This is a genomic window from Halosolutus amylolyticus (assembly GCF_023566055.1).
GTDB classification, from domain to species: Archaea; Halobacteriota; Halobacteria; order Halobacteriales; family Natrialbaceae; genus Halosolutus; species Halosolutus amylolyticus.
In genome coordinates this window covers 144,620-167,331 of sequence record NZ_JALIQP010000003.1, presented here as the reverse complement: position 1 = coordinate 167,331, position 22,712 = coordinate 144,620, and the positions used below count along the sequence as shown (strand labels likewise).

At 67.3% G+C, this 22,712-nt stretch carries 26 protein-coding genes; 15 read left to right on the top strand and 11 right to left on the bottom strand.

Annotated features, from left to right (window positions below; all coding sequences use genetic code 11):
- Window position 1: 1 nt before the first annotated feature.
- Window positions 2-1,720, bottom strand: coding sequence for a formate--tetrahydrofolate ligase (locus tag MUN73_RS13395; RefSeq protein WP_250140994.1), 1,719 nt, complete (start codon window positions 1,718-1,720; stop codon window positions 2-4).
- 175 nt (window positions 1,721-1,895) lie between these two features.
- Here MUN73_RS13395 and MUN73_RS13390 point away from each other — a divergent pair, with 175 nt between their 5' ends.
- Window positions 1,896-2,636, top strand: a complete 741-nt coding sequence (locus MUN73_RS13390; RefSeq protein ID WP_250141355.1) for a potassium channel family protein — start codon at window positions 1,896-1,898, stop codon at window positions 2,634-2,636.
- A gap of 24 nt (window positions 2,637-2,660) precedes the next feature.
- On the opposite strand, the gene MUN73_RS13385 is transcribed toward MUN73_RS13390, so the two are convergent.
- On the bottom strand, window positions 2,661-2,948 hold the full coding sequence (locus tag MUN73_RS13385; RefSeq protein ID WP_250140993.1) for a GYD domain-containing protein: 288 nt from the start codon (window positions 2,946-2,948) through the stop codon (window positions 2,661-2,663).
- Between the two features lie 133 nt (window positions 2,949-3,081).
- Here MUN73_RS13385 and pyk point away from each other — a divergent pair, with 133 nt between their 5' ends.
- From pyk to MUN73_RS13355, 6 genes are all read left to right on the top strand, one after another.
- Complete coding sequence (gene pyk / locus MUN73_RS13380) at window positions 3,082-4,839, top strand: pyruvate kinase (protein ID WP_250140992.1); 1,758 nt, start codon at window positions 3,082-3,084, stop codon at window positions 4,837-4,839.
- 106 nt (window positions 4,840-4,945) lie between these two features.
- Window positions 4,946-5,365 carry a DUF7312 domain-containing protein gene (locus MUN73_RS13375; RefSeq protein ID WP_250140991.1) on the top strand — a complete coding sequence of 140 codons (420 nt, stop codon included), beginning with the start codon at window positions 4,946-4,948 and terminating at the stop codon, window positions 5,363-5,365.
- A gap of 56 nt (window positions 5,366-5,421) precedes the next feature.
- Window positions 5,422-6,036: an NfeD family protein gene (locus tag MUN73_RS13370; protein WP_250140990.1), complete on the top strand. Its 615-nt coding sequence runs from the start codon at window positions 5,422-5,424 to the stop codon at window positions 6,034-6,036.
- Between the two features lie 89 nt (window positions 6,037-6,125).
- Window positions 6,126-7,298, top strand: a complete 1,173-nt coding sequence (locus tag MUN73_RS13365) for an SPFH domain-containing protein (RefSeq protein WP_250140989.1) — start codon at window positions 6,126-6,128, stop codon at window positions 7,296-7,298.
- Between the two features lie 108 nt (window positions 7,299-7,406).
- Complete coding sequence (locus MUN73_RS13360; protein WP_250140988.1) at window positions 7,407-7,655, top strand: hypothetical protein; 249 nt, start codon at window positions 7,407-7,409, stop codon at window positions 7,653-7,655.
- A 7-nt stretch (window positions 7,656-7,662) separates the two neighbouring features.
- Window positions 7,663-8,280, top strand: a complete 618-nt coding sequence (locus tag MUN73_RS13355; protein WP_250140987.1) for a winged helix-turn-helix transcriptional regulator — start codon at window positions 7,663-7,665, stop codon at window positions 8,278-8,280.
- A gap of 29 nt (window positions 8,281-8,309) precedes the next feature.
- Here the strand turns inward: MUN73_RS13355 and MUN73_RS13350 are convergent, their stop codons facing one another.
- The 3 genes from MUN73_RS13350 to yjjX form a co-directional block, all read right to left on the bottom strand.
- The gene (locus tag MUN73_RS13350) at window positions 8,310-8,975 is read right to left on the bottom strand and encodes an HAD family hydrolase (RefSeq protein ID WP_250140986.1); all 666 of its coding nucleotides are present in this window, start codon (window positions 8,973-8,975) and stop codon (window positions 8,310-8,312) included.
- A 160-nt stretch (window positions 8,976-9,135) separates the two neighbouring features.
- Window positions 9,136-9,357 (bottom strand): DUF7123 family protein, encoded by a 222-nt coding sequence (locus tag MUN73_RS13345; RefSeq protein WP_250141354.1) that lies wholly within the window; start codon window positions 9,355-9,357, stop codon window positions 9,136-9,138.
- A gap of 204 nt (window positions 9,358-9,561) precedes the next feature.
- Window positions 9,562-10,080 (bottom strand): inosine/xanthosine triphosphatase, encoded by a 519-nt coding sequence (gene yjjX, locus MUN73_RS13340; RefSeq protein WP_250140985.1) that lies wholly within the window; start codon window positions 10,078-10,080, stop codon window positions 9,562-9,564.
- A gap of 219 nt (window positions 10,081-10,299) precedes the next feature.
- Between yjjX and MUN73_RS13335 the strand changes: the two genes are divergently transcribed.
- The 4 genes from MUN73_RS13335 (at window position 10,300) to MUN73_RS13320 (ending at window position 12,885) form a co-directional block, all read left to right on the top strand.
- Window positions 10,300-11,280, top strand: coding sequence for a transcription initiation factor IIB (locus tag MUN73_RS13335; protein ID WP_250140984.1), 981 nt, complete (start codon window positions 10,300-10,302; stop codon window positions 11,278-11,280).
- 79 nt (window positions 11,281-11,359) lie between these two features.
- Window positions 11,360-12,046, top strand: coding sequence for a type I 3-dehydroquinate dehydratase (locus tag MUN73_RS13330; RefSeq protein ID WP_250140983.1), 687 nt, complete (start codon window positions 11,360-11,362; stop codon window positions 12,044-12,046).
- 113 nt (window positions 12,047-12,159) lie between these two features.
- On the top strand, window positions 12,160-12,588 hold the full coding sequence (locus MUN73_RS13325) for a zinc ribbon domain-containing protein (protein WP_250141353.1): 429 nt from the start codon (window positions 12,160-12,162) through the stop codon (window positions 12,586-12,588).
- A 135-nt stretch (window positions 12,589-12,723) separates the two neighbouring features.
- On the top strand, window positions 12,724-12,885 hold the full coding sequence (locus MUN73_RS13320; protein WP_250140982.1) for a DUF7331 family protein: 162 nt from the start codon (window positions 12,724-12,726) through the stop codon (window positions 12,883-12,885).
- Between the two features lie 102 nt (window positions 12,886-12,987).
- Here the strand turns inward: MUN73_RS13320 and MUN73_RS13315 are convergent, their stop codons facing one another.
- Both MUN73_RS13315 and MUN73_RS13310 read right to left on the bottom strand, forming a co-directional pair.
- Window positions 12,988-14,217, bottom strand: coding sequence for an NADH dehydrogenase subunit (locus tag MUN73_RS13315; RefSeq protein ID WP_250140981.1), 1,230 nt, complete (start codon window positions 14,215-14,217; stop codon window positions 12,988-12,990).
- A gap of 215 nt (window positions 14,218-14,432) precedes the next feature.
- Window positions 14,433-15,623, bottom strand: a complete 1,191-nt coding sequence (locus MUN73_RS13310; RefSeq protein ID WP_250140980.1) for a 3-dehydroquinate synthase II — start codon at window positions 15,621-15,623, stop codon at window positions 14,433-14,435.
- Between the two features lie 220 nt (window positions 15,624-15,843).
- Between MUN73_RS13310 and MUN73_RS13305 the strand changes: the two genes are divergently transcribed.
- Window positions 15,844-16,428: a hypothetical protein gene (locus MUN73_RS13305; protein WP_250140979.1), complete on the top strand. Its 585-nt coding sequence runs from the start codon at window positions 15,844-15,846 to the stop codon at window positions 16,426-16,428.
- Between the two features lie 31 nt (window positions 16,429-16,459).
- Here the strand turns inward: MUN73_RS13305 and MUN73_RS13300 are convergent, their stop codons facing one another.
- The gene (locus tag MUN73_RS13300; protein WP_250140978.1) at window positions 16,460-17,326 is read right to left on the bottom strand and encodes an HFX_2341 family transcriptional regulator domain-containing protein; all 867 of its coding nucleotides are present in this window, start codon (window positions 17,324-17,326) and stop codon (window positions 16,460-16,462) included.
- 134 nt (window positions 17,327-17,460) lie between these two features.
- Between MUN73_RS13300 and MUN73_RS13295 the strand changes: the two genes are divergently transcribed.
- Window positions 17,461-18,132: an HAD family hydrolase gene (locus MUN73_RS13295; protein ID WP_250140977.1), complete on the top strand. Its 672-nt coding sequence runs from the start codon at window positions 17,461-17,463 to the stop codon at window positions 18,130-18,132.
- Window positions 18,133-18,191: 59 nt separating this feature from the next.
- Here MUN73_RS13295 and MUN73_RS13290 read toward each other — a convergent pair whose 3' ends face one another.
- Both MUN73_RS13290 and MUN73_RS13285 read right to left on the bottom strand, forming a co-directional pair.
- Window positions 18,192-18,734 carry a hypothetical protein gene (locus tag MUN73_RS13290; protein WP_250140976.1) on the bottom strand — a complete coding sequence of 181 codons (543 nt, stop codon included), beginning with the start codon at window positions 18,732-18,734 and terminating at the stop codon, window positions 18,192-18,194.
- Window positions 18,735-18,795: 61 nt separating this feature from the next.
- Window positions 18,796-19,365 (bottom strand): SprT family zinc-dependent metalloprotease, encoded by a 570-nt coding sequence (locus tag MUN73_RS13285; protein WP_250140975.1) that lies wholly within the window; start codon window positions 19,363-19,365, stop codon window positions 18,796-18,798.
- 95 nt (window positions 19,366-19,460) lie between these two features.
- On the opposite strand from MUN73_RS13285, the gene MUN73_RS13280 reads away from it, so the two are divergent.
- The gene (locus MUN73_RS13280; protein ID WP_250140974.1) at window positions 19,461-20,432 is read left to right on the top strand and encodes a purine nucleoside permease; all 972 of its coding nucleotides are present in this window, start codon (window positions 19,461-19,463) and stop codon (window positions 20,430-20,432) included.
- A 70-nt stretch (window positions 20,433-20,502) separates the two neighbouring features.
- On the opposite strand, the gene MUN73_RS13275 is transcribed toward MUN73_RS13280, so the two are convergent.
- A complete protein-coding gene (locus MUN73_RS13275) occupies window positions 20,503-21,111 on the bottom strand; it encodes a poly-gamma-glutamate hydrolase family protein (RefSeq protein WP_250140973.1) in 609 nt (202 codons plus the stop codon).
- 102 nt (window positions 21,112-21,213) lie between these two features.
- Here MUN73_RS13275 and MUN73_RS13270 point away from each other — a divergent pair, with 102 nt between their 5' ends.
- Window positions 21,214-22,671, top strand: a complete 1,458-nt coding sequence (locus MUN73_RS13270) for an amidase (protein ID WP_250140972.1) — start codon at window positions 21,214-21,216, stop codon at window positions 22,669-22,671.
- The last annotated feature ends 41 nt before the right edge of the window (window positions 22,672-22,712 follow it).

Here is a 22,712-nt window from a genome sequence, read left to right as displayed (position 1 = left end):
TCTAGAACAGCCCCGTCACGGTCCCATCCCCCTCGAGGTCGATCTCGAGTGCAGCCGGATCCGACGGGAGTCCGGGCATCGTGAGGACGTCACCGGTGAGCGCGACGACGAACCCTGCGCCTGCCGAGGGTCGGAGTTCCCGGACCGTCAGCTCCCACCCCTCCGGCACGCCGTTTTTCGACGGATCGTCGCTGAACGAGTACGGCGTCTTCGAGAGACAGACCGGGGCGTCCGCGAGCCCGATCGATTCGAGTCGATCGAGATCGGCGCGGGCGTCGTCCGTAAAGGTGACGCCGTCCGCACCGTAGACCCGGGTCGCGACCGTTTCGATCTTCTCGGCGACCGGCGCGTCGCGGTCGTATATCGGTTCGAACGGCTCGTCGTGCTCGTCGACGGCGTCGTCGATCGCCGTCGCGAGTTCGATCCCACCGTCGCCGCCATCCCGGTAGACCGTCGATTCGGCGGCTCGAACGCCGAGACCCTCCCGACAGTGGTCGAGGATCGCGTCGACTTCGTCGTCAGCGTCCCCGGGGAACCGGTTGACGGCGACGACGACGGGAACGCCGAACGCTTCGAGGATCGCGACGTGCCGATCGAGGTTCTCGAAGCCGGCGCGGACGGCGTCGACGTCGGGTTCCTCGAGGGTGTCGAACTCGACGGGCCACATGTCCTTGCCGTGGTACTTGAGCGCGCGGACGGAGACGACCAGCGCCGCGGCCGCGGGCTCGATGCCGGCGGCCGGAGCGACGATGTCGAAGAACTTCTCGGCCCCGAGGTCCGCACCGAAACCGGCCTCCGTGACGACGTAGTCGGCGAGTGCGCCGCCGACCCGGTCCGCGACGATCGAGTTCGTTCCGTGAGCGATGTTCGCGAACGGCCCCCCGTGGACGAACGCCGGCGTCCCCTCGATCGTTCCGACGACGTTGGGCCGGAACGCGTCCCTGAGCAACACGGCGACCGCGCCGGTTACGCCGAGGTCGTCGACGGTGACGGGGTCGTCGTCGGCGTCGTAGGCGACGATGATTCTCCCGATCCGGTCTTTCAGGTCGGCGATCCCGTCGGCCAGACAGAGCACGGCCATGAGCTCCGAGGCCGCCGTCAGGACGAACCCGTCCTCGCGTGGCGGCCCGTTCGCCGAGCCGCCGAGTCCGACGACGAGTTCGCGCAGCGCGCGATCGTTGACGTCGATCGCCCGCGGCCAGACGATCTCCGTTGGGTCGACGCCGAGTTCGTTCCCCTGGTGGACGTGGTTGTCGAGCGTCGCCGAAATCACGTTGTGCGCGGCCGTGACAGCGTGGAGGTCGCCCGTGAAGTGCAGGTTGATGTCCTCCATCGGGAGGACCTGGGAATAGCCGCCGCCGGCCGCGCCGCCTTTGAGCCCGAACACCGGCCCGAGCGAGGGCTCGCGGATCGCAGCGACGGCGGTCTTGCCGAGCCGATCGAACGCCTGTGCGAGGCCGACGTTGGTCACCGTCTTCCCTTCACCGCGTGGCGTCGGCGTCATGCCGGTGACGAGGACGTACCGGGCGTCGGCTGTCGATCGCTCCGCGAGTTGTCGGGTGGTCTCGGCCGTGAGTTTGGCGACGGAATCTCCGTACGGATCGAGGTCGTCGGGTTCGAGACCGAGCGAGGAAACCACGTCCTCGATCGGTTGTTCGGTCGCCGCGCGCGCGATCTCCGCGTCCGATGGTATCGGGTCGTCGGGAGAAGGTGTGCTCATAGGAGCCGCTACGCTGACACGAGGGTCAAACCCAGGTCACGATTACCACGCCGCGGGAACGACAGTCAGCGACGTCGGTCGCGTCGCGACGAGTCGAGGACCGCTTTGCAGCAATCCGCACGTCTATACGTGCTCCCTCCTACTGTCGCCTGTGCGATCAGCACTCGGCTCCCCGATGGCCGATCGACCGATCCTGCGACGGACGCTGGCGCCGATCACGAGTTTCGTGGCGATCGTTTCCGCCGGCGTCTTCGGGTTCGCGACTCTCGACGGCGTCGGACTCGTCGAGGCGGCGTTCTGGCTGATCGATCCGACGAGCATCGAACTTCACTTCGAACAGCACGATGGACCGGTCCGAGCCATCAAGGCGTATTCGATCCTGGTTACGGTCGGACTGGTCCTCTCGGGCCTGTGGATCGGTGAAACGGTGCTCACTGCGGCGTTCGGCGGACAGATTCGAGCGGAGGTGACACGAGCAACCATGCGTCGACAGATCTCGGAACTCGAAAACCACGTCATCGTCTGCGGCTACGGAATGTTCGGACGAACGATCGCGAACCGTCTCGCCGACGCCGGGCGGGACATCGTCGTCGTCGAATTCGACGAGGATACCGCCCGTCGAGCGCGAGACGACGGCCACCTGCTCGTCGAGGGCGACGCCAGACGCGAGGGGGTACTGCGAGACGCGGGGATCAATCGCGCGTCGAAACTCGTCGCCGCGATCGACGATTCGAATATCACGATCCAGATCACGATCGTCAGTGGGACGGCGGAGAACACGCCGGAACTGCTCGTCCGCGTCGGCGAAGAGATGTACGAGTCGGTCGCGAGGGAGGCCGGCGCAGACGAGGTCGTCATCCCCGAGGTCGTCAGCGGTCAGCAGATAACTCGGCTGCTCGAGGAGTCGCCGGAGTGAGACTCGCGTCGACGGCGAGACCGATCAGATCTCGTCGACCAGATTGGAGATGTCGTCCGTGTCGACGACCTCCATGGTCTGGCCGTCGAGGCCGTGACGACGGAGCGTGAGCGCGCATTTGAACGCCGCCTCGTTGTCACCTGCCTCGAACAGGGCGAGGAAGTCGTGTTCCCCGAGGATCGCGTACGAGTCCAGCAGTTCGGCGTTGTGCTGTTCGAACTCGGTTCTGACCTCACCCCAGATCGAGGCCATCTCCTGGGCGTTCTGGACGTCCCGATCGGCGAGTTCGATGAGCGAGGCGTAGGTGGGCACGTCCGACGGGACGGACGGCACTCGGAAAACGGTTGACGTGGCACAGGACGGGCGCCGAAACTATCGTTCAAAAATAAACTCTATAACGAGTAAGTCACCCATCTTTTTGCCAGTGCCCGCGATAGAGGTCGACATGAGAAACGCGAAGATCGTCTGTACCCTGGGGCCGGCCTCGAACACCCGGTCGGCGATCCGGAGCCTCGCCGACGCGGGCATGTCCGTCGCCAGGCTGAACGCGAGCCACGGCAGCCGCGAGGACCGGGCCGAACTGATCGATCGCGTCCGGGCCGTCGACGACGAACGCGACGAACCCGTCGCGGTGATGCTCGACATGCAGGGCCCCGAGATCCGCACTGCACCGCTTCCCGAGGGCGAGACGGTTCACCTCGAGACCGGCTCCGAGATCGTCTTCGCCGAGGGCGAGGACGCGACTCCCGATCGGATCGGCCTCTCCTTGCCGATCGACGCCGTCGAGGCGGGTGATCGCATCCTGCTCGACGACGGGTTGATCGAGACGACCGTGATCGAGCAGGACGACGACGGGATCCGCGCCCGGGTCGACACCGGCGGCGACCTCGGTGGTCGCAAGGGCGTCAACGTCCCCGGCGTCGACCTCGATCTCGACGTCGTCACCGAGTCCGATCGGAAGGACCTCGAACTCGCCGCCGAGAAGGAGGTCGACTTCGTCGCGGCGAGTTTCGTCCGGGACGCCGAGGACGTCTACGAGGTCAGCGAGGTCCTGGAAGACCTCGGCGCGGAGATTCCGATCGTCGCGAAGATCGAACGCGCCGGCGCGGTGGACAACCTGAACGAGATCGTCGACGCCTCCTACGGGGTCATGGTCGCTCGCGGAGACCTCGGCGTCGAGTGTCCGATGGAGGACGTCCCGATGATCCAGAAGCGGATCATTCGCAAGTGCCACGAGGCGGGCAAGCCGGTCATCACGGCCACGGAGATGCTCGACTCGATGGTCCACGCGCGCCGTCCCACCCGGGCCGAGGCGTCGGACGTCGCCAACGCCGTCCTCGACGGCACCGACGCGGTCATGCTGTCCGCGGAAACCGCGATCGGCGACCACCCGCCCGCGGTCGTGAGCGCCATGGACAGCATCATCCGCGAGGTCGAGGGCTCCGCGGAGTACGACGAGTTACTCGAACAGCGCGTGCCCGCGTCGGGAGACGCGCGGACGGACGCGCTGGCTCGATCGGCCCGCTTCCTGGCGCGGGACATCGGCGCGGACGCCGTCGTGGCCGCGACCGAGTCCGGCTACACCGCGCTGAAGACGGCGAAGTACCGTCCCGGCGTGCCGGTCGTCGCGTCGACGCCGAGCCACCGCGTCCGCCGACAACTCGCGCTCTCGTGGGGCGTGACCCCGCTGTACGCCAACGTCTCGGACCAGGGGGCCGGCGCCGTCGTCGAGAAAGCGGTGCAGGCGGCGCTGAACGCCGACGTGGCCGAAAGCGGCGACACGGTAGTCGTCCTCTGTGGGATGATGACCGAACTCGAGGGTGCGAACACGACGAACATGCTCAAGGTCCACGTCGCCGCGGAGGCGCTGACAACCGGCCGGGTGGTCGTCGAGGGCCGGACCTCCGGCCCGCTCGTGTCGGTCCGGGACGGGGATCTCTCCGAGGTTCCGGACGGCGCCATCCTCGCACTGCCGGCCGAGTTCGACGACGAGTTCGAGGGCGACCTCACGAAGATCGGCGGGATCGTCGACGCCCAGCGCGGCATGACCGGCTACCCTTCGCTGGTCGCCCGCGAGATAGGGATCCCGATGATCAGCGGCGCGGACCTCACGGACGACGGCGACGGACAGACCGTGACCCTCGACGCCGAGCGCGGCGTCGTCTACGGCGGGGACACCCGCGACGGGAGCGATCGGGCCTGAACTCGCGTATCGCGAGTCGCGGCGTCGACACCCTCGTGGCACGCCGCCTCGAGCCCCGTCGCGCTCGGACCGCGGATTTTTGGCCGTGGCCGTCCTGGAGTCACGTATGGCAGAGGACGCGTCCGGTGACGATCGCGACGACCGCGACGGACGAGACTGGCAGTCGGAGGGACCACGGGACGCCACGGCGGAAGACTGGCAGACCGATCGCGACGACGCACCGACGCCCGACGATGGCGCGGACGCACCGGGTCGGCGTGACGGGGACGACGACTCCGGTCACATCGGTGCCGGCGGCGATCGGGCCGAGCGCGATCGGATTCCGATCGATCTCTCGGGGCCGGACGACGATCGGGAGTGGGGCGACGAGCCCGCGGACACGGACGAGGAGGGATACGTACCGGAACCGAGTTCGACACCGATCGAGGCCGGCGATCCGACCCTCGAGCACGCGATCTTCGTCCTGCTGGGCGCGATCGCGATGATCCTTGTCATTATCCGACTGCTGGCGCTTCCACTTGGTTGAAATCCACCCCCGCTGGCCAATAAACCTTTAATCGGGCTGAGACCCTAGCTGTTCGTATGCTCGAACTCCTCGTGGAAAATATGGCCCTCGCGTTGCTGGCGGCGGGGCTCGTCCTGATGGGGCTGGAGGCTCTCTCGCCGGGGGCTCACCTCATCGTCATCGGGATCGCACTGGTCGGTGCGGGCCTCGTCGGGATCGTCTTTCCCGGCACGGTGGGCCCGCTCGCGCTGGCCGCGCTCACGCTCGTGATCGGTATCGCGGCGACCTACGTCTACCGCGAGTTCGACTTCTACGGCGGGAAGGGGACGGCACAGACGTCGGACTCGAAGTCCCTGGCCGGGTCGACGGGCTACGTCACCGAGACCGTCACGACCCGCGGCGGCGAGGTCAAACTCGACGCTGGCGGCTTTGCACCCTACTACAGCGCCCGAACGACCAGCGGGACGATCGACGAGGGCGAAGAGATAATCGTTCTCGATCCCGGCGGCGGGAACGTCCTCACGGTCGAATCGCTCGGCGCGATCGGCGAGGACGAGATCGATCGCGCGCTCGCAGAGGAGTCGGCCGCCAACGCCGATCGCGACGCGGATGCCGGCGCGTCGACCGCACGCGACGAGTCCGAGGAGTCCGACGAGTCGGCGACCGAAACGGAATCGAGTCGGTCCGACTGATCGCTCCCGCCCGACGGGCCGATCGGGATCGGGCATCTTGTCAGTGAAACAAGGGAACCCTTTTCATCCCCCCACCGTAACACTGAAACATGGAGCTACTCCCACTGCAAACCGGTGGTGCCCTGCTGTTCATCGGTGCCCTCCTCCTCGTCGTCGTCATCGCCGCGCTTCTCAGCGCGATCGAGATCGTCAACGCCTACGAGAAGCGCACGCTGACGGTGTTCGGCGAATACCGGAAGCTGCTGGAGCCCGGGATCAACTGGGTGCCGCCGTTCGTCTCGAACACGTACCGATTCGACATGCGGACACAGACGCTGGACGTGCCCCGCCAGGAGGCGATCACGCGGGACAACTCCCCCGTGACCGCCGACGCGGTCGTCTACATCAAAGTGATGGACGCGAAGAAGGCCTTCCTCGAGGTCGACGACTACAAGAAGGCCGTCTCGAACCTCGCCCAGACGACCCTGCGTGCCGTGCTGGGGGACATGGAACTCGACGACACCCTGAACAAGCGCCAGGAGATCAACGCGAAGATCCGCACCGAACTCGACGAACCCACCGACGAGTGGGGGATCCGCGTCGAGAGCGTGGAAGTCCGCGAGGTCAACCCCTCGAAGGACGTCCAGCGCGCGATGGAGCAACAGACCTCCGCGGAGCGCAAACGTCGCGCCATGATTCTCGAGGCCCAGGGTGAACGCCGCAGCGCCGTCGAGAAGGCCGAGGGTGACAAGCAGTCCGAGATCATCCGCGCCCAGGGTGAAAAGCAGAGCCAGATTCTCGAAGCGCAGGGTGACGCCATCTCGACCGTCCTGCGCGCCCGTTCGGCCGAATCGATGGGCGAACGCGCGGTCATCGACAAGGGGATGGACGCCCTGACCGAGATCGGCCAGAGCGAATCGACGACGTTCGTCATGCCCCAGGAACTGACCTCGATGGTCGGCCGCTACGGCAAGCACCTCTCGGGAAGCGACGTCAAGGAGGACGGCGAACAGCTCGAGAGTCTCGAGTTCGACGAGGAAACCCGCGAACTGATCGGCCTGGACGACATCGCCGAGATCATCGGCGAGATCGACCAGGAAGCGGAGATGGACGTCGAGGCGATGGAACAGGAGGCCCAGGCGATCAAGGAAGGCGAGGATCCGTCGAACATCGCCGACCCGGACGAGGTCATCGAGGAGATGGACCAGGACTTCCAGGGCCGGACCGACGGCGGGACCGACGCCTCCGCGGGCGACGCCGACGGCTCACGGACGGACGACTAACTCGCGTCCTGAACGGCGGTCGAGCGGGTTCGTCCGTACCGATCGAACCGGTCCGACGGGATCGATCGGAAAGAACTGTTTTTCTATCATCACTTTCGTCGTACCAGTATGGAGTCCCCGCTCTTCGCGACGACGGCTGCCGGCCTGCTGATCGGCCTCCTCGTCCTGGTGCTTGCCCCATCGTGTTGCGCAGTTCGATCGTCATCGTCGACGCCGGCGGAATCGGCGAGGACCAGCGCGGGGAGTGACACGGTCGCGGCCGACGGAAGCGGACTCCTCGCCGCGCGTGAGAGTCACGATTCGGTGAGCGAGGCGGAGCGAAACCGGTTTTACGACTCGGCCCATTTCCGACTGTAGAGACACGATGGTATCGCCCGACGGGGTCGACGACGACAAACGGGCAACCCTGCGCCGATTCGCCGCCCTCGGGGCCACTGCCCCGCTCGCCCGGTTTTCCGAAACCGCGAGTGCCGAGACGGGCGAGAGCGATGCCCGTGACGCGATCGCGGGCTACCTCTCGACGACGCCCGGGGCTCACTTCTCGAAGATCCGGGACGACCTCCGGCTCGGAACGGGTGAAACCCAGCACCACCTCCGCCAGCTCGAGGAGGCCGGGGCGATCGAGCGATACAGCGACGGCGACTACAAGCGGTTCGTCCTGGCTGACCGGTTCGACGAGTTCGAAAAGGACGCGCTGGGCTATCTCCGTCGATCGACGCCCCGGGGCATGCTGATCGAACTCCTCCTGGATCCCGACGCCACCGCCGGTGACCTCGCGGACGCGCTCGAAGTGTCACCGCCGACCGTGAGCAAGTACGCGGGCGAACTGGAGGAGGCGTCCCTCCTCTCGCGCGACGACGGCTACGCGGTCGAGCGGCCCGAAACGGTGTTGCTCCTGATCGTCCGCCACGCCGACTCCTTCGGCGAGCGAGCGATGACGCTCGCCCGCGAAGCGAACGCCCACCTCGAGTACACCGGATAGATCGGTTCGAACGCGCTCTTCTCACGCGGTCAGTCGATCGAGACGGTGTCCAGAAGCGCCGCGAGCGACTCGAGTTCGTAGGTCGCGTCCGCGGGGCGCTCGAGACCGCGGTTGTGTGGACGACGCAGGAGGGCAGTCTCGAGTCCGGCCGCAGTGCCCGCCGTCACGTCTTTCGGGAAGTCGCCGATGTAGAGTCCCCCTTCGACGCCGAGGTCGCCGAGCGCGCGCTCGAGGTAGTACGGGTCCGGTTTCCGTCGCCGGTACCCCTCGAACGTCGGTTCTCGTCCGCGGACGACGTCGAACGCGACGCCGAATTCGCTCTCGAGGTAATCGGCGACGAACGTCGCCGTCTCGTGGCGGTTGTTGGTGACCAGTCCGATCGTCGTTCGACCTCCGAGATCGGCAATCGCGTCGACGTCGTAGAGCCCCCGGTCGCCCGAGCGGATCCGCTCGTGGGTGCCCACGGAGGCGTAGTGCTCTTTCAGTCGCCAGAAGCGATCGGAGTCGATTCCGAGGTCCGTACACGTCGCCTCGACGCCCTCGAGATCGTGTTGCCGGAGCGACCGCCGCTGGGCTGGCGTCGGGTCGGCACCGAGGTCAGCGAGGGCGGCGTCCGCGGCGTCGTCGTAGACCTGCGGGTCGGTCCGGGGACCCTCGAGGATGACCCCGTCCATATCGAAGAGGACCGGTTCCATGTCGCCACACTGTGGACGCCTGTGAAAAAGACGGTTCGGTATCGCTGTCGGGGTGTTCGGAGCAGTGACTCCCTGTCCAGGGGCCGTCACGTCTCGGAGGAAGGGCGTCGATGACGTCGCGGAGAAAGGGCGTCGAAAGAGAGCGCGCGTGCTGGCCGAATTACACGTCGACCTTCCAGGTCGTACTCGAGGAGTAGCCCCACTTTTCGATCTCGACCTCGTAGTCACCTTCCTGGAGTGCGGTGATGTTCGCACCGACCTCCTTGGCCGTCATCCCGAGCTCTTTCCCGATGAGCCGCGACTTGAAGTACGTCTTCGTCGCCGCGTTCTCCCGGAGGTACTGGAGAATCTGGCGCTGTTTGCTCGTGAGGTCGGGGGCCATTGCAGTGCTCATACCCGTACGGACGACAGCGTCACCCTTAGGGGGTTTGGTACGGGAAGTTAACCCGACGCCTTCCTGCGGTTTTCCCGTCCAGTAATCGTGGAATAATCGATCCGAAAGGTGGCGTTGGTACGACCGGTTAATTCGTTCGGACCGACGACACTCCGGCTTCCGGAACTGTTTCGGTGTGTAACGCCGGCCTACCTACGGCTCGATACCCGATCGGACGAGCGGCCCGAACGCACAGGCGACGGCCTCGCCGAGCGCCTGCGTCCGATCGGTCAGGTCGTCGGTGAGCACGCCGGCGGCACCCTCGGCTTCGGCGACGTTCTCGGTCCCGAGGACGTCGTCCATGACCGGCCCGAGTTCCTCGCCCGCCTCGAGTCGCGACGCGATACGATCGGGGAGACGAAGCGTCGGCCCGCCGCCGTGCTCGATGCGTTTCCCGTCGGTCGCGACAGCCCACATGATCAGCGAAAGACCCTCCACCCCGTCGAGTCGGGCGACACCGCCTTCGAGGCCGACGCCGTACGTCGCGTCCGTCGCGGCACGAGCGCGTCGGGCGCGGTTCTCCGCCCCCGTGACGGTCTCCTCGATCGACCACGGCTGTTCGGGGACGCCGGAGTCGACCGCGACGGCAGTGACGGTCGGATCGAATCGATCGAGTCTCCGTTCGACGGCCGCGACCTTGACCGGGTTCGTGCTCCCGACGGCGACGTTCATGGTCGCCGTTCCCACCGGGACGGTTTGACTGCCACGTTTCGCGCTCGCACCCCTGCTTGAATGTTTGCATCTTTCATACCAGTTCCGACGAATTACCCGTTTTCGAGCGTTGGTGGGCCGGTATTTCGAAACTGTTAAACCGTGGCTGTCTGAACGAGGTAGATAACGAATCCGTCCGGCTTTTGCGCGTGGTTCGGCCGGACAGCACTCGCCATCGCAATGACAAACGCACCATCGAACACCAGAGTACGGCGTACCGAACAGGAAACGACGGACGAAACGACCGAGCAGGAGGAAAACGACCTCGCGTGCCCGGAGTGTACGGGCAATCTCGTCGTCGACGACGAGCACGGCGAAACCGTCTGTGAGGACTGCGGCCTCGTCGTCGAGGAGGACTCCGTGGACCGCGGGCCGGAGTGGCGCGCGTTCGACGCCACCGAGAAGAACGAGAAGTCCCGCGTGGGCGCACCCACGACGAACACGATGCACGACAAGGGGCTCTCGACCAACATCGACTGGCGCAACAAGGACGCCTACGGCAACTCGCTGGGATCGCGCCAGCGCGAGAAGATGCAGCGCCTGCGCAAGTGGAACGAGCGCTTCCGCACTCGCGACTCGAAGGAGCGCAACCTCAAACAGGCCCTCGGCGAGATCGATCGGATGGCCAGCGCGCTCGGCCTCCCGACGAACGTCCGCGAAACCGCCAGCGTCATCTACCGCCGCGCGCTCGACGAGGACCTCCTCCCGGGTCGATCGATCGAGGGCGTCTCGACGTCCTGCGTCTACGCCGCCGCGCGCCAGGCCGGCGTCCCCCGATCGCTCGACGAGATCGCGGACGTCTCCCGCGTCGAGAAGAACGAGATCGCCCGCACCTACCGCTACGTCGTGCGGGAACTGGGCCTCGAGGTCCAGCCCGCGGACCCCGAGAGCTACGTGCCACGGTTCGCGTCGGGACTCGACCTCTCGGACGAGGCCGAACACCGCGCGCGCGGCCTGCTCCAGAACGCGAAGGAGAAGGGCGTCCACAGCGGCAAGTCGCCGGTCGGTCTGGCCGCCGCGGCGGTCTACGCCGCCGCCCTGCTGACCAACGAGAAGACCACGCAGGCGGCCGTTAGCGACGTCGCGGACATCTCCGAGGTCACGATCCGGAACCGTTACCACGAACTGCTTGAGGCCGAAGAGACGCTCGGGCTCGCGTAACGGCCGTTTCGCCCAGTCCCCGCGGAACTCGCCGGAACGACACCGTTTTTCGCGCCGTCGGCCACAGTATCGACCAGTGATGACGCTCTCGTTCGACACCTTCGTCTGCGCCGCCTCGACCGCCGACCTCGCGGACGCCGCCGATCCGATCGCCCGCGAACACGCCGACGCGATCGAGTACCGGATGGACCTCGCCGACGACCCGCTGGCCGCGCTCGAAGCGTACGACGGCGACCTGCCGATCCTCGCGACGAACCGCGCCGACTGGGAGGGCGGCGAGTGGACGGGCGACGACGAGACCCGACTCGACGTGCTCGCCCGGGCGACGGCGATCGACGCGGTCGACGCGATCGACGTCGAACTCGCGGCGGTCCTCGACGGCGACGCCGACGACCTCCTCGAGACCGTGCGCGACCGGACCGTCTCGATCGTCGTCTCGGCCCACGACTTCGAGGGAACGCCGCCCCGCCAGGAACTCGTCCGGACGCTGACGGAGGCCGGCAAGTACGGTGACGTCGCGAAACTGGCCGTGACTGCGGAATCGAGGGCCGATACGCTCGCCCTGCTCTCGGCGACGGAACAGTTGACGGCCCACGGCGACACCGTGGCGACGATGGCGATGGGGGAGGCGGGACGACACACGCGAGCCGTAGCACCGGTGTACGGCTCCCGGATCGGCTACGCGCCCGTCGACCCGGCCGACGCGACCGCGCCCGGACAGTACGATCTCGAGACGCTCTCGCGACTCGTCGATCGGCTCTCGTGATCGGGCGACGACGGTTCGGGACCGTGTCCGGCGCTCACTGGACAGATACCGAAACTGAAATCGAAATCGGAATGTTAAGGGCGCGGGTCCCCTACCACTCTACAATGACGTGGATGACGTGGCTTCGTGCGCTCGCCGCCGCCGGTCTCTCCGTAGTCATGCCAGGCGCAGGTCACGTTCTCATCCGGGACTGGCTCCGCGCGCTGGTCTTCTCGGGACTGTTCCTCTCGGCGTTCGTGATTCTCCTGCCCACCGAACAGCTCGCCGCTGCCGGCACGGTAACGGAGGGAATGGACGTCGTCACCGATGAGACCAGTACGCTGAGTCGGTTCGTCCTCTCGTTTATCGTGCTGTTCGCCACGATCGACGCGGCCTTCCGGGCGATGGGATTCCCACCGAACGCGGGTGACGCCGCCGACGGCCCGACCTGTCCCGAGTGTGGCAAGGAACTCGACGAGGACCTCACGTTCTGTCACTGGTGTACGACGCGGCTGGAACGGCCCGAAGTCGACGAACGGGAGGACGAACTCACGCAGCCCTAGACGGCAATCGGTGAACCGCCGGAGGACTGTAAACGGGAGTCGCGGGATATAATCACACTAGTAGTACTTCCACGGAGGCTTTTTCCGCGATCCGCGGATACCGGAACCAGCGACACCCATCGCGACACGATTTCGATGACTGACCAACTCCCCACGCCGGACCGCCAGCCCGCGGCGGAATCGGTCCGGTTCGACCAGTACGTGACCTACGAGGACGACGACGGCACGGTCGTCTGCGATCGATCGAACCCGGCCGCCTGGATCCGGGCGACCGAACTGGTTCCCTGTCGGCGGTAGTCCGGCCCGGGGGAAACCCCCGGTCGACGGACCCGCGGTGCCGGCGACCGACGTCCGAACGCGCACGACGAGGAGACCACCGCACGGACGGCGACGACTTCGTCACAGACAGCGATCGCAGACGAACGTCGACGTGTCCGTCGCCTCGAGTTGCGGTTCAGGCAGGTAGCGGCCGCACTCGGCACACCACGTCCAGTAGATCCGGTACGCCTCGCCCGCTTCCATCGCCGGGTCGTCCTGGCGGTCGATCGTGATCGACCGGTCTTCGACGCTGGTGACCGTCCCGTCGATCGGCGCGTGCTGGGCGACGCTGATGCCTTCGCCCGGCCGAGCGATCATCTCGCCGGCCTCGAGTTCGTCACCCGGCCGAACGATCGGTTCGCTCGGCGTGACGACGCCCTCGAACGCGGGGTTGGTGATCAGCGGAACCGTGACCCGATCAGGATCCAGCGTCTCGGTCGGCTCCGTCTCGTGGACGCTCTCCTTCCAGGCCGCCGGCGCGAGGACGTTGACCCGGCCCCCGCCGAGTTTGTTCTCCTCGACGACGGATTCCTCCATCACCAGCAGGCAGTTCGTCCGCTTGCGCACGCCGAACCGATCGGGTGCGCGATCGATCTCGAACGACCAGCCCGGGCCGCCGTCCAACAGGACCTCGTTCTCGTCGAGGTCGTCCGTTCGGCCCGCGGCCTCGAGGAGGTCCGTCGCCGGCGTCCCGATCGGCACCTCGAGGAAGCGGTGACGCGGCACCCGCCCGTCGACGTGGACGAACTTCCGCGTCATCGGCTCGCCGTCGGCGAGCGCCCGGGAGACGTTCAGCAGCGTCTCCGTGTTCTGGACGATCCAGCCCTCGTCCATGGGGAGGTCGTCGCCCCCGAGAACGACGCCCGCGACGAGGCGCATGAGAACGCTCTCCATCCCGTACTCGTACCTGTCGTCGGTGTAGGCCACGACGATCCCCGTCTCGTCCTCGTCCACCGGTAACTCCTTGGGTTCGTATACCGTGGCGTCGGTGGCGGTCTCGAGCGGTTCCAGCCACGCCTCGCGGTCCGTCTCCTTGGCGGCGATCACGATCCGGTCGAACGCCCGATCGAGTAGGCCCTCGAACAGCGTCGCCAGTTCCTCGGTCCGATCGCGTCCCAGCCACTTGTCGATGTAGTAGTTCGGTTCGCTCTCCTGGTGGTTGACCAGCAACGAGTCGACCTCGTCCAGTCGGTCCCACTTGGCGTACGTGGGGAACCCGGCACCGCCGGCACCCGCCAGGCCAGCGTTGCGGAGTGTCACCGCGAACTCGGGCAGTTCCAGCTGTCGAAGTCGCTCTCGAGTGACGCTCATGGCTACTGTGTTCAACGACACCAATTCGCATAGCATTTGGCAACAGATGCCGTAAAATACTGGAAACCCTACGCGTTAAAACGATTTTAGCTGTAGTTCTGAGCAACAATTCGTGAATTAGTCACTCGAACCGGCGAGTATCGACAGTCAGTTCGAAAGTATGTGGTATGACAGCATTACCCAGTGTTGGCAGGGCGAGACGTCACGCGACCCCACTACTTCTCGATGATACTCTCCTCGACGGCCTCGCCGAAGTGACGCGCGGTGTCCTCGTAGTACAGCAGGAGTTCGTCGCCGGCCTCGAGATCGGTGACGGCCGTCCGCCCCTCGCTCGTCGGCACCTTGATCGTCTCCGCGTTCTGGAGGAGCGTCTCGACCCGATCGCCGTCCTGGGTCTCGAGGGCGATCCGGAACATCGGCCGCTGTTCGATCTTGACCCGGCCGACGATCGCTTCGCGGGTGTTGCCGTTCGTATCGACGACCTGGACCTCGTCGCCGCTTTGCAGTTCCGAGAGGTACTTCGTGCCGCCGTCGGGGGTACGGACGTAGGCGTGAACCGCGCCCGCGTTGACCCGGAACGGCCGCGAGGCCACGTACGGCGACTCGGCCGTCTCGGCGTGGACGAACACGAGGCCGCGGGCCATCGACCCGACGAGCATCCCCTCGTCGTGTTCGAGCAGGCTGCCCGTATCGACACAGACCCGATCGGCGCTGCCGACGCGTTCGACGTCCAGCACCTCGGCGTACTCGAGGTCGAGCGACTCGCGTTCGGCCTCGTCGCGAACCTCGACCGCGCCCCGGATCTCGTCGGGATCGTCCGAGTCGAGCAGGACGGAGTCGGCCCCGATCTCGAGGGTCTCGAAGGCCGTCTTGGCTTCCTCGGCGCTGGTCACGCCCGCGACGAGGTCGGTCTCCTCGCCGATCCGGGCGATCAGGTTCTCCAGCGGGATGATCGTCCAGTCCTCGCCGACGACGATTGTGTGATCGGCCTCCTCGGCGGCCGTCTCGGCGAACGCCTCGTACTCTTTCCCGAGGATGCGAACGTAGGCACCCCGATCGAGGTCGCCGTCGCGACGCAGCGTCGAGAGGTCGGCCGATCCCGAGAAGTCCTCGGGGAGATCGATCGTCGCGTCGCCCTCGCCCTCTTTCCCGACGATGACCGCGTCCGGCCGTGCGTCCGGTTCGCCGTCGGCCTCGGCGTCCTCGATGTCGTCGACCAGTGTCACGTCGCCGTCGGTACGAAACGCCGCGACGTTGATGTCGCCGAGTTCGCGAACGCGCTCGACGTCGTCCTCGTCGACCAGTACCCAGTCGGCGCCCGCCTCGAGCGCGGCGGTGATCCGCGCCCGGCGATCGTCCCAGTCGCCGACGGTGTCGTCGGCCTTGACCCAGACAGCTCTCGTCATATCACGACCCTCGAAGGGAATCGGCTTGAACGTGGCGGATCGCGCAGGACCGTCAGACGTCGCGGGGTCCGGAACGCGATCGGTGTCACGGTCCCCCGGTGCCCCGATCGATCGGCGGTATTGACGAGTCAGAATAGATAGTATCAATACTCACGATAGTTACGATAGTACAGATACTTTCTTGGAAGTTGATAATATCTGTGCGGCCGATCGATAGAGTATGGGTCAGCGCCACCTCGAACCGGACGCCGAACTGCCGATCGACTGCGCCGCCCACCGACTCGAGGTGGACTCCGTGGCCGACGTCGCCCGCGCGGTGTTCGACCACGCGGGCGACCTGGCGACGATCGAGTACGGTCGGACGGCGGCCGTGCTCGGAGCCGTGCGGCTCGCCGCTCGCCGCACCGACGTCGGCGACCTCGACCGCGAACGGGTCGCGGACGCGTTCGACGTCGACCCGGATCGAGTCGTCGCGGCCGACGAACTGCAGGCGCGGCACCTGAGTTCGCCCGCGAGCGCCGACGAGATCCGGGAGCTGCGACGGACGCTCATCGTGGCCCGGGAGGTCCTGGCCGCGGTCGAGCGCGGCCGCACCGCTGGCCCCGAGCTTCCCGGCTCGCACCTCGCTGACGCCGCGCCCTTCCTGCTCGCGCGAGCGAGCAGTCACCTCGACTCCCGCACCGATCGCGAGTTCCGGGGACTCGACGCGGCGGCGCTTCGTGACCACGTCGAGCGGCTCGAGGCCGACCTCGAGCTGGCTCGGCTGGGGACGAAACTGTACGCGCTGGTCCACGACGAGAACTGAACGGCTTCGATCTCGTCCCGTTACACTCCACCTACCGTGGCTCGCCGGCGTCGTCTACGACCTTGTGTCGGAACGCCCGGTAGGCGTTTTCGCCCCGCTCGGTCAACTCGACGACGCGTCGGCGGCCGACCGACTCGATCGTGACGTAGCCGTCCTCGGCGAGCGGGTCGAGGACGTGCGTGTCCAGCACGCGGAACGCCCCCTTGTCCTCGCCGGCGCGCTCGTCGGGCGAGCGCCGATCGGCCATGAGGGAGAGGTCGTTGTCCCGTGCGTACTCGATGAGGTCCTTCTTCTTCGGTGGGGCCGTCCGGTCGTCGTGGTACCCGTCCCAGGCGGCCGGATCCGCCAGGAACTCCATGATCGCGACCTGGTCGGCCGTCGGCGACTCGATCGGATAGGTCGGCACCGATTCGATCTCGTCGACGCCGAACGAGATCGGTTCCCCCGTCCCGTCGTGGGCGTACGTCGACGGCTCGACGTAGTAAGCGTGGGCGTTCGTCGAGACGTCCATACACGCGATCGTCGCCCCGATCGCCGGAATCGTCCCGGCGCCGGAAACGTTGACGTACACCTGATCGTCGGCGTGCTCGTCGGCGATCGTCGTCACGTCACCGAGGACGGCGTAGACGTCCGTCAGATCACACTCCCGGGTTCGAATCTCCGGCACGATCGACGCGAGTTCCTCGCGCAACTCGCCGTGATAGTCCGCAGTCGCCGTCGCGTTTCGCTCGGTGTGTCCTCCGTCGGTCTCGCCCCGTCGTGCGTCGTCGGCCCCACGACCGGCGTGATCGCCCTCGAGCAGGTAGACCAGATCGGCTCGCTGGTCCCGGATCGGTTCGACGATCCGATCGTACTCGTAGCCCAGCGGCACGACGTGGACTCGCTTGACGACGTCCATACGCCGACAGGGAACGGGAGCGTATAGTAGCCATCGAAACGTCAGCGCTCGTGGACGTCTACGGGTCGATCGTCACGAACGGCGACCGATCGCGTGCGAAAGCTTGAGAACGATCGCCCGCGTACGACAGACGAATGGCCGCGTACGACGCGATCTGTTTCGACCTCGACAGCACGCTGTGCGAGCCCAGCCGGGACGCCGGGACGCTCCTCGAGCGGACCTTCGCCCGGGCCGGGATCGACCAGTTCTGTACGCCCGCGGAACTCCGGGCAGCCGTGCCGTCGCTGCCGACGGTCGAGACCGATCGCGAGTTCTACGAACACCTCTTCGCCGAAGTCGCGAGCAGGGCGAACGTCGATCCCGGCGTCTCGTCGTCGCTCGCGAACCGATATCTCGAACTGCGGGATCCGACCGCCGTCCAGTTCAAGCCGGGCGCCGAGGCCGCCCTCGAACACGCCCGCGACCGCGGGGGGGTCGGACTCATCACCAACGGCGGCCGGGAGACCCAGACGAAGAAACTCCGGGCGCTAGACATCGAGGACGCCTTCGACGTCCGGGTGTTCACCGAACCGAGTGCTGGGATCTACCCGAAACCCGACACGGCCCCGTTCGAGCGCGCCCTCTCGTCGCTCGAGGCGGGTCCCGATCGGACGGTCCACGTCGGGGACTCCCTGCACGCCGACGTCGCGGGGGCGAACGCGATGGGAATCGATTCGGCCTGGATCGACACCGGCCACGGCCAGTCGGCCGACCACGAACCGACCTACGAACTCGCGTCGCTCGAGACGTTCGATCGGATCGTCTGAGACGGACAGCAATCCGTATGAGCGGTTGGGGCCGACCGGAACCCCGGCCAGCAGACCGCCTACTCCGCCGCGGGGACGAGGTCGGTGTGAATCACGGCCCGGTACTGGCCGGCCGCGACGTCCTCGATTCGCTTCAGCAGGGCCGCGACGTGGCCGAATCCGTCCGGCAGTTCGAACGGGTCGTGCTCGTGGTCGGCGCGTTGCTTGCAGACGCTGACGAACGCCCGGACGTCGCCGACGGATCCGGGCAGGAGGTAGACGACGCCGAGGTCCGTCCCGTCGGGGACCTGTTCGTCCCAGGTCCCGAGCAGCGGCTCGATCGCCTGCCGTGGCGACCGGGTCTGCTCGACGAGGTCGTCGACGTCGATCGCGGCGTCGTCCCCGAAGCCCTCGAACACCCGTTCCAGTTCGTCCCTGTTCTCCTCGAGCGACGGTGCGGCCTCGAGCGCGTCGCTCGCCTCGCGAAGCGCGTCGATCTCCGCCCGGCGCACGGCGACTGGATACACCTCGTCGTGGGTCTCCTCGGCGAGTACGTACGAGTTCGCCATGGTCGCACCGTCACCCGCCGACGACTGTCCCAGCATCAACTCGAGTATCCCCATGAATGGACCTGCAAGCGACGGCGGAATAAGTGTTCCGTGCTCTTTCGTCGCTCCCGGTCGCTCACCACTCCGCTCCCAGCGCGGCCTTCGCGCCCCCGTAGCCGCTCGCCGTCGACCACGTCCGGCCGCTCGCGACGTGTTCGACCTCGTAGGCCCCGCCGCAGACACCACAGCGGTACCGATCGGGCGCCTTCACCGGCTTCGAGGCCCGGTGGCGCGTCGCTTCCCACTCGCAGTTCCCGTCTCGACAGCGGAGCACGTACCGCGGCTCCGAGAACGATCGACAGTGTCGCGGTGCGTCGAGGGCCGCCGCCCGATCGCGAAACCGCGGCCCGTGGCCGGACTCGCCGAACTGCTGGAACTCCCAGGCGTGGACGAGTTCGTGCCTGACGATCGCCGCGAACTCCGACCAGTCGTACGCCTCGTAGGCCCGCCGCGCGAGCACGATCGTGGCCGCCCCGCGATCGGGATGCCAGCGACACGCCCCGGCGCGTCGCCGCGCCCGCTCGGAGACGGTCCACTCGAGGGCGTCGCGATCGATCGCCAGTTCGTGCGCGTCGCAGACCTCGCGGGCGTGGATCCGCGCCCGCGCGACGATCTCGTCCGCGATCGTGTACTCCTCGTCCGTCACGGGCCGAGCAAGGGGAACTGGAACCGAAATTCTTCCGGTCCGACGGGTCGGCGAACTCCGGTGGCCCTTTGCGCGCCCGCGACGATCGATCGGACATGACCCAGAGCGATCGATCCCTCCCGGAACCGCGCGCCCCGGACCCCGCGGACCCCGTCGACCCAGCCGCGCTGGTCCTGCCCGCGGTCGCCGACCCGCCGCTGAACGAACGCGAACCGTGGCTCGATCGCCACGAGATCGTCGACGCGCTGGCGGTCCCCGGCGCGGAGACGCCGGTGTACCTGACGGCCGAGGGGGTGGCCCTCACGACCTCCGGCCTCGGCAAGAGCGACGCCGCGACGACGACGGCGGCGCTGCTCGCGGCTCCCGGCCTCGATCTAGAATCAGCGTACGTCGTCTCGGCGGGAATCGGGGGCGCCTCGCCGGACACTGCCGCCCTCGGGTCGGTCGTCGTCGCCGACGCCGTCGTCGACTGGGACCGGAAACACCGCTGGGATCGAACGGCCACGGGAACGGACGAGGCCGAGGCGACTCCCCGGGCGAGCGACGATCGGCCGATCGACCTCCTCGCCTACCGACCGCGGGACAACGTCTGGCACCTCGACGACCGGGTCGTGGAGACGGGGATCACCGCGGCCCGCGAGGTCGACCTCGGGGCGAACCCGTCCGCGCGGGAAGACCAGCGCGAGTACCCGGCCGCACCGGACGCAGGCCCGACGGTCACGACCGGAACGACGGTCTGTGGCGACGAGTTCTGGCACGGCCCCCGGTACGCCCGGCAGGTCGAGTGGCTCTGCGAGCAGTACGACGCCGCGCCCTACGCGACCACCCAGATGGAAGACGCCGCGACGGCCACCGCGCTCGAGCGGTTCGGCCTGCTCGATCGCTACCTGAGCGTGCGGGCGATCGCGAACTACGATCGAGCGCCGCCCGGCGGATCCGTCGAGGAGAGTTTCGAGGGGAGCGACGCGAGCCTCGCGCTGGCGATCGACAACGCCGAACGCGTCGGCTCGGCGATCGTGGAGCGACTCCTCGCGACCGATCCGCTCGGTATCCGGGCGACGGCGTAGCTATAGTAGCCACTGAAACGAGTTACACACTGATCGCAACGCCGTCCTGCGATCAGGTGTGCATTGACTTTCAGTGGCTACTATAGAGGGCACCCTCGCGGACGAGTGCGACGAGTTCGGCGACGACGGCGTCGGCGTCCTCGAACCGCGTCCGAACGCTCTGTTCGAGCTGGAGCCCCCCGCGATCGCCGGTGGCGAGCCAGTTGACGAAGTTGTTAGGGCTGACTCCGCCGTATGGCCCGCCGTCGACGGCCTCGACCGGGTGCGACACGGCCCGGGCGAGTCGATCGGCGACCAGTCCCTTGCTCCCCTCGTCGATCCGGCCTCCGACGACCACCCGATCGTCGCCGAGCCCGTGGAGACTGATCACCGTCTCGAAGCCGCGATCGGCGATCTCCCCGAGCAGGGGGTACTCGTCGGGTGCGATGGCCGACGACGGCGGGTGCCACAGGTCGAACTCGCTGCGGATCTCGTCGTAGCCGAGACAGGCCCAGCAACTGGCGTTCGGGAGCCGAGCGGCGAGGTCGACGGCCTGTTCCGCCGTCCCGGGCTCGACGCGGCCGCCGTGGGCCGCACAGACCAGCACCTCGTCGTTCGCGCCGTCGTCGTACAGCAGTTCCGTGAGTTCGCCGGTCTCGGTGCGCTCGATGGTGTGGGTTCGGAACGTCGATCCCGGCACGTCGCAGGGGTACGGCACGAGCCAAAATAGCTCTTGGTCGTCCGGGACCGGGATCCGGAACCGGCCCAGGAATTTATTAGCAACTGTTCGGTCTAGCCGGTCGTGACTCTCGTTCAGACGACGTCGGCACGGGAACTGGCGTCGGCCATCCGGAGCGGCGATCGGTCGTCGCTCGAACTCGTCGATCGCGTCCTCGATCGCATCGCGGCCCGTGACGACCTGAACGCCTACGTGACGGTGATCGAAGCGAAGGCCCGCGAACGAGCCCGCGAGGCCGATCGTGCCGCCGCGGCCGGCGAGGATCTCGGTCCGCTGCACGGCGTCCCGGTCGCGATCAAGGACCTGCGCGATCGCAAGGCGGGCGTCCGGAACACGATGGGACTCGCCGCGCTCGCCGAGAACGTCGCCGCCGAGGACTCGATCACCGTCGAACGGCTCGACGCCGCAGGTGCGGTGATCGTCGGGACGACCAATACGCCAGCGCTAGCCCACACGATCAAGACGGAGAATCGCCTCGTCGGTGCGACGCCGACACCGTTCGACGACGAGCGATCGGCCGGCGGCTCCTCCGGCGGATCCGCGGCGGCAGTCGCGGCCGGGCTCGCGACGGTCGCCACCGGGTCGGACATCGGCGGCTCCCTCCGGGTACCAGCGTCCTGCTGTAACGTAATCGGGCTGAAACCCAGCTTCGGGCGCGTGCCGGTCAACGCCCGGACCGACCGGTTCGGGACCCACACGCCGTTCATGATCGGCGGGCCGATCGGCCGCTCCGCCGCGGACGTCGCGCTCGCGTTCGACGTGCTCTCGGGGCAGGACCACCGCGACCCGTTCGCCGTCCCGGGCGGAGACGACGACGTCCTCGCGGCGATCGATCGGCCTACGGACGACCTCTCGATCGCGTACAGCCCGGACCTGGACCTCCAGCCCGTCGACCCGATCGTCCGTGAGACCGTCGGAGCGGCCGTCGACGACCTCGCGGCCGCGGGCGCAACGGTCGAGCGCGTCGACGTTGCGCTTCCCGACTACGAAGACCTCCGGAGTGCCTACTATACGCAAGTCGGGAGCTACTTCGCCGCGGTCGCCGCCCAGATCGAGGAGCGCTTCGGGATCGATCTCGAACGCGCCGACGTCGAACCCACGCTCCGATCGACGATCGGGCTGGCCGATGACACGAGCGCGATCGAGGAACGCCTCGCGAACGTCCCCCGGACCGCGGCCTACGACGCGATCGAGGCGGCGGTGGGCGATCACGACGTCCTCGTGACGCCCACGCTTACCGTTCCGCCGTACGGCAAGCACCTCAGCGATCGCTACCCGACGGAGATCGACGGCCAGTCCGTCGACGGGATCCCGACCGACGCGATGCTGACGTGGGTGTTCAACCTGACCGGTCACCCCGCCGCGTCGGTTCCCACCGGGCTGACCCCGGACGGGGTACCGATCGGCTGCCAGGTCGTCGGTCGCCGGTACGCCGAATCCGACGTTCTGGCCGTCGCCGCGGCGATCGAGCGCGAACGGCCCTGGGCCGGGCACTATCCGGACGGGTACAGTAGCAACTGAAACGAGTTACACACTGATCGCACTGTCCGCGATTCTCGCTC

Coding starts and splice junctions, on each gene's coding strand:
- MUN73_RS13395 (WP_250140994.1), bottom strand. CDS start 1,720: ATGAGCACACCTTCTCCCGACGACCCGATACCATCGGACGCGGAGATC.
- MUN73_RS13390 (WP_250141355.1), top strand. CDS start 1,896: ATGGCCGATCGACCGATCCTGCGACGGACGCTGGCGCCGATCACGAGT.
- pyk (WP_250140992.1), top strand. CDS start 3,082: ATGAGAAACGCGAAGATCGTCTGTACCCTGGGGCCGGCCTCGAACACC.
- MUN73_RS13375 (WP_250140991.1), top strand. CDS start 4,946: ATGGCAGAGGACGCGTCCGGTGACGATCGCGACGACCGCGACGGACGA.
- MUN73_RS13370 (WP_250140990.1), top strand. CDS start 5,422: ATGCTCGAACTCCTCGTGGAAAATATGGCCCTCGCGTTGCTGGCGGCG.
- MUN73_RS13365 (WP_250140989.1), top strand. CDS start 6,126: ATGGAGCTACTCCCACTGCAAACCGGTGGTGCCCTGCTGTTCATCGGT.
- MUN73_RS13360 (WP_250140988.1), top strand. CDS start 7,407: ATGGAGTCCCCGCTCTTCGCGACGACGGCTGCCGGCCTGCTGATCGGC.
- MUN73_RS13355 (WP_250140987.1), top strand. CDS start 7,663: ATGGTATCGCCCGACGGGGTCGACGACGACAAACGGGCAACCCTGCGC.
- MUN73_RS13350 (WP_250140986.1), bottom strand. CDS start 8,975: ATGGAACCGGTCCTCTTCGATATGGACGGGGTCATCCTCGAGGGTCCC.
- MUN73_RS13345 (WP_250141354.1), bottom strand. CDS start 9,357: ATGGCCCCCGACCTCACGAGCAAACAGCGCCAGATTCTCCAGTACCTC.
- yjjX (WP_250140985.1), bottom strand. CDS start 10,080: ATGAACGTCGCCGTCGGGAGCACGAACCCGGTCAAGGTCGCGGCCGTC.
- MUN73_RS13335 (WP_250140984.1), top strand. CDS start 10,300: ATGACAAACGCACCATCGAACACCAGAGTACGGCGTACCGAACAGGAA.
- MUN73_RS13330 (WP_250140983.1), top strand. CDS start 11,360: ATGACGCTCTCGTTCGACACCTTCGTCTGCGCCGCCTCGACCGCCGAC.
- MUN73_RS13325 (WP_250141353.1), top strand. CDS start 12,160: ATGACGTGGCTTCGTGCGCTCGCCGCCGCCGGTCTCTCCGTAGTCATG.
- MUN73_RS13320 (WP_250140982.1), top strand. CDS start 12,724: ATGACTGACCAACTCCCCACGCCGGACCGCCAGCCCGCGGCGGAATCG.
- MUN73_RS13315 (WP_250140981.1), bottom strand. CDS start 14,217: ATGAGCGTCACTCGAGAGCGACTTCGACAGCTGGAACTGCCCGAGTTC.
- MUN73_RS13310 (WP_250140980.1), bottom strand. CDS start 15,623: ATGACGAGAGCTGTCTGGGTCAAGGCCGACGACACCGTCGGCGACTGG.
- MUN73_RS13305 (WP_250140979.1), top strand. CDS start 15,844: ATGGGTCAGCGCCACCTCGAACCGGACGCCGAACTGCCGATCGACTGC.
- MUN73_RS13300 (WP_250140978.1), bottom strand. CDS start 17,326: ATGGACGTCGTCAAGCGAGTCCACGTCGTGCCGCTGGGCTACGAGTAC.
- MUN73_RS13295 (WP_250140977.1), top strand. CDS start 17,461: ATGGCCGCGTACGACGCGATCTGTTTCGACCTCGACAGCACGCTGTGC.
- MUN73_RS13290 (WP_250140976.1), bottom strand. CDS start 18,734: ATGGGGATACTCGAGTTGATGCTGGGACAGTCGTCGGCGGGTGACGGT.
- MUN73_RS13280 (WP_250140974.1), top strand. CDS start 19,461: ATGACCCAGAGCGATCGATCCCTCCCGGAACCGCGCGCCCCGGACCCC.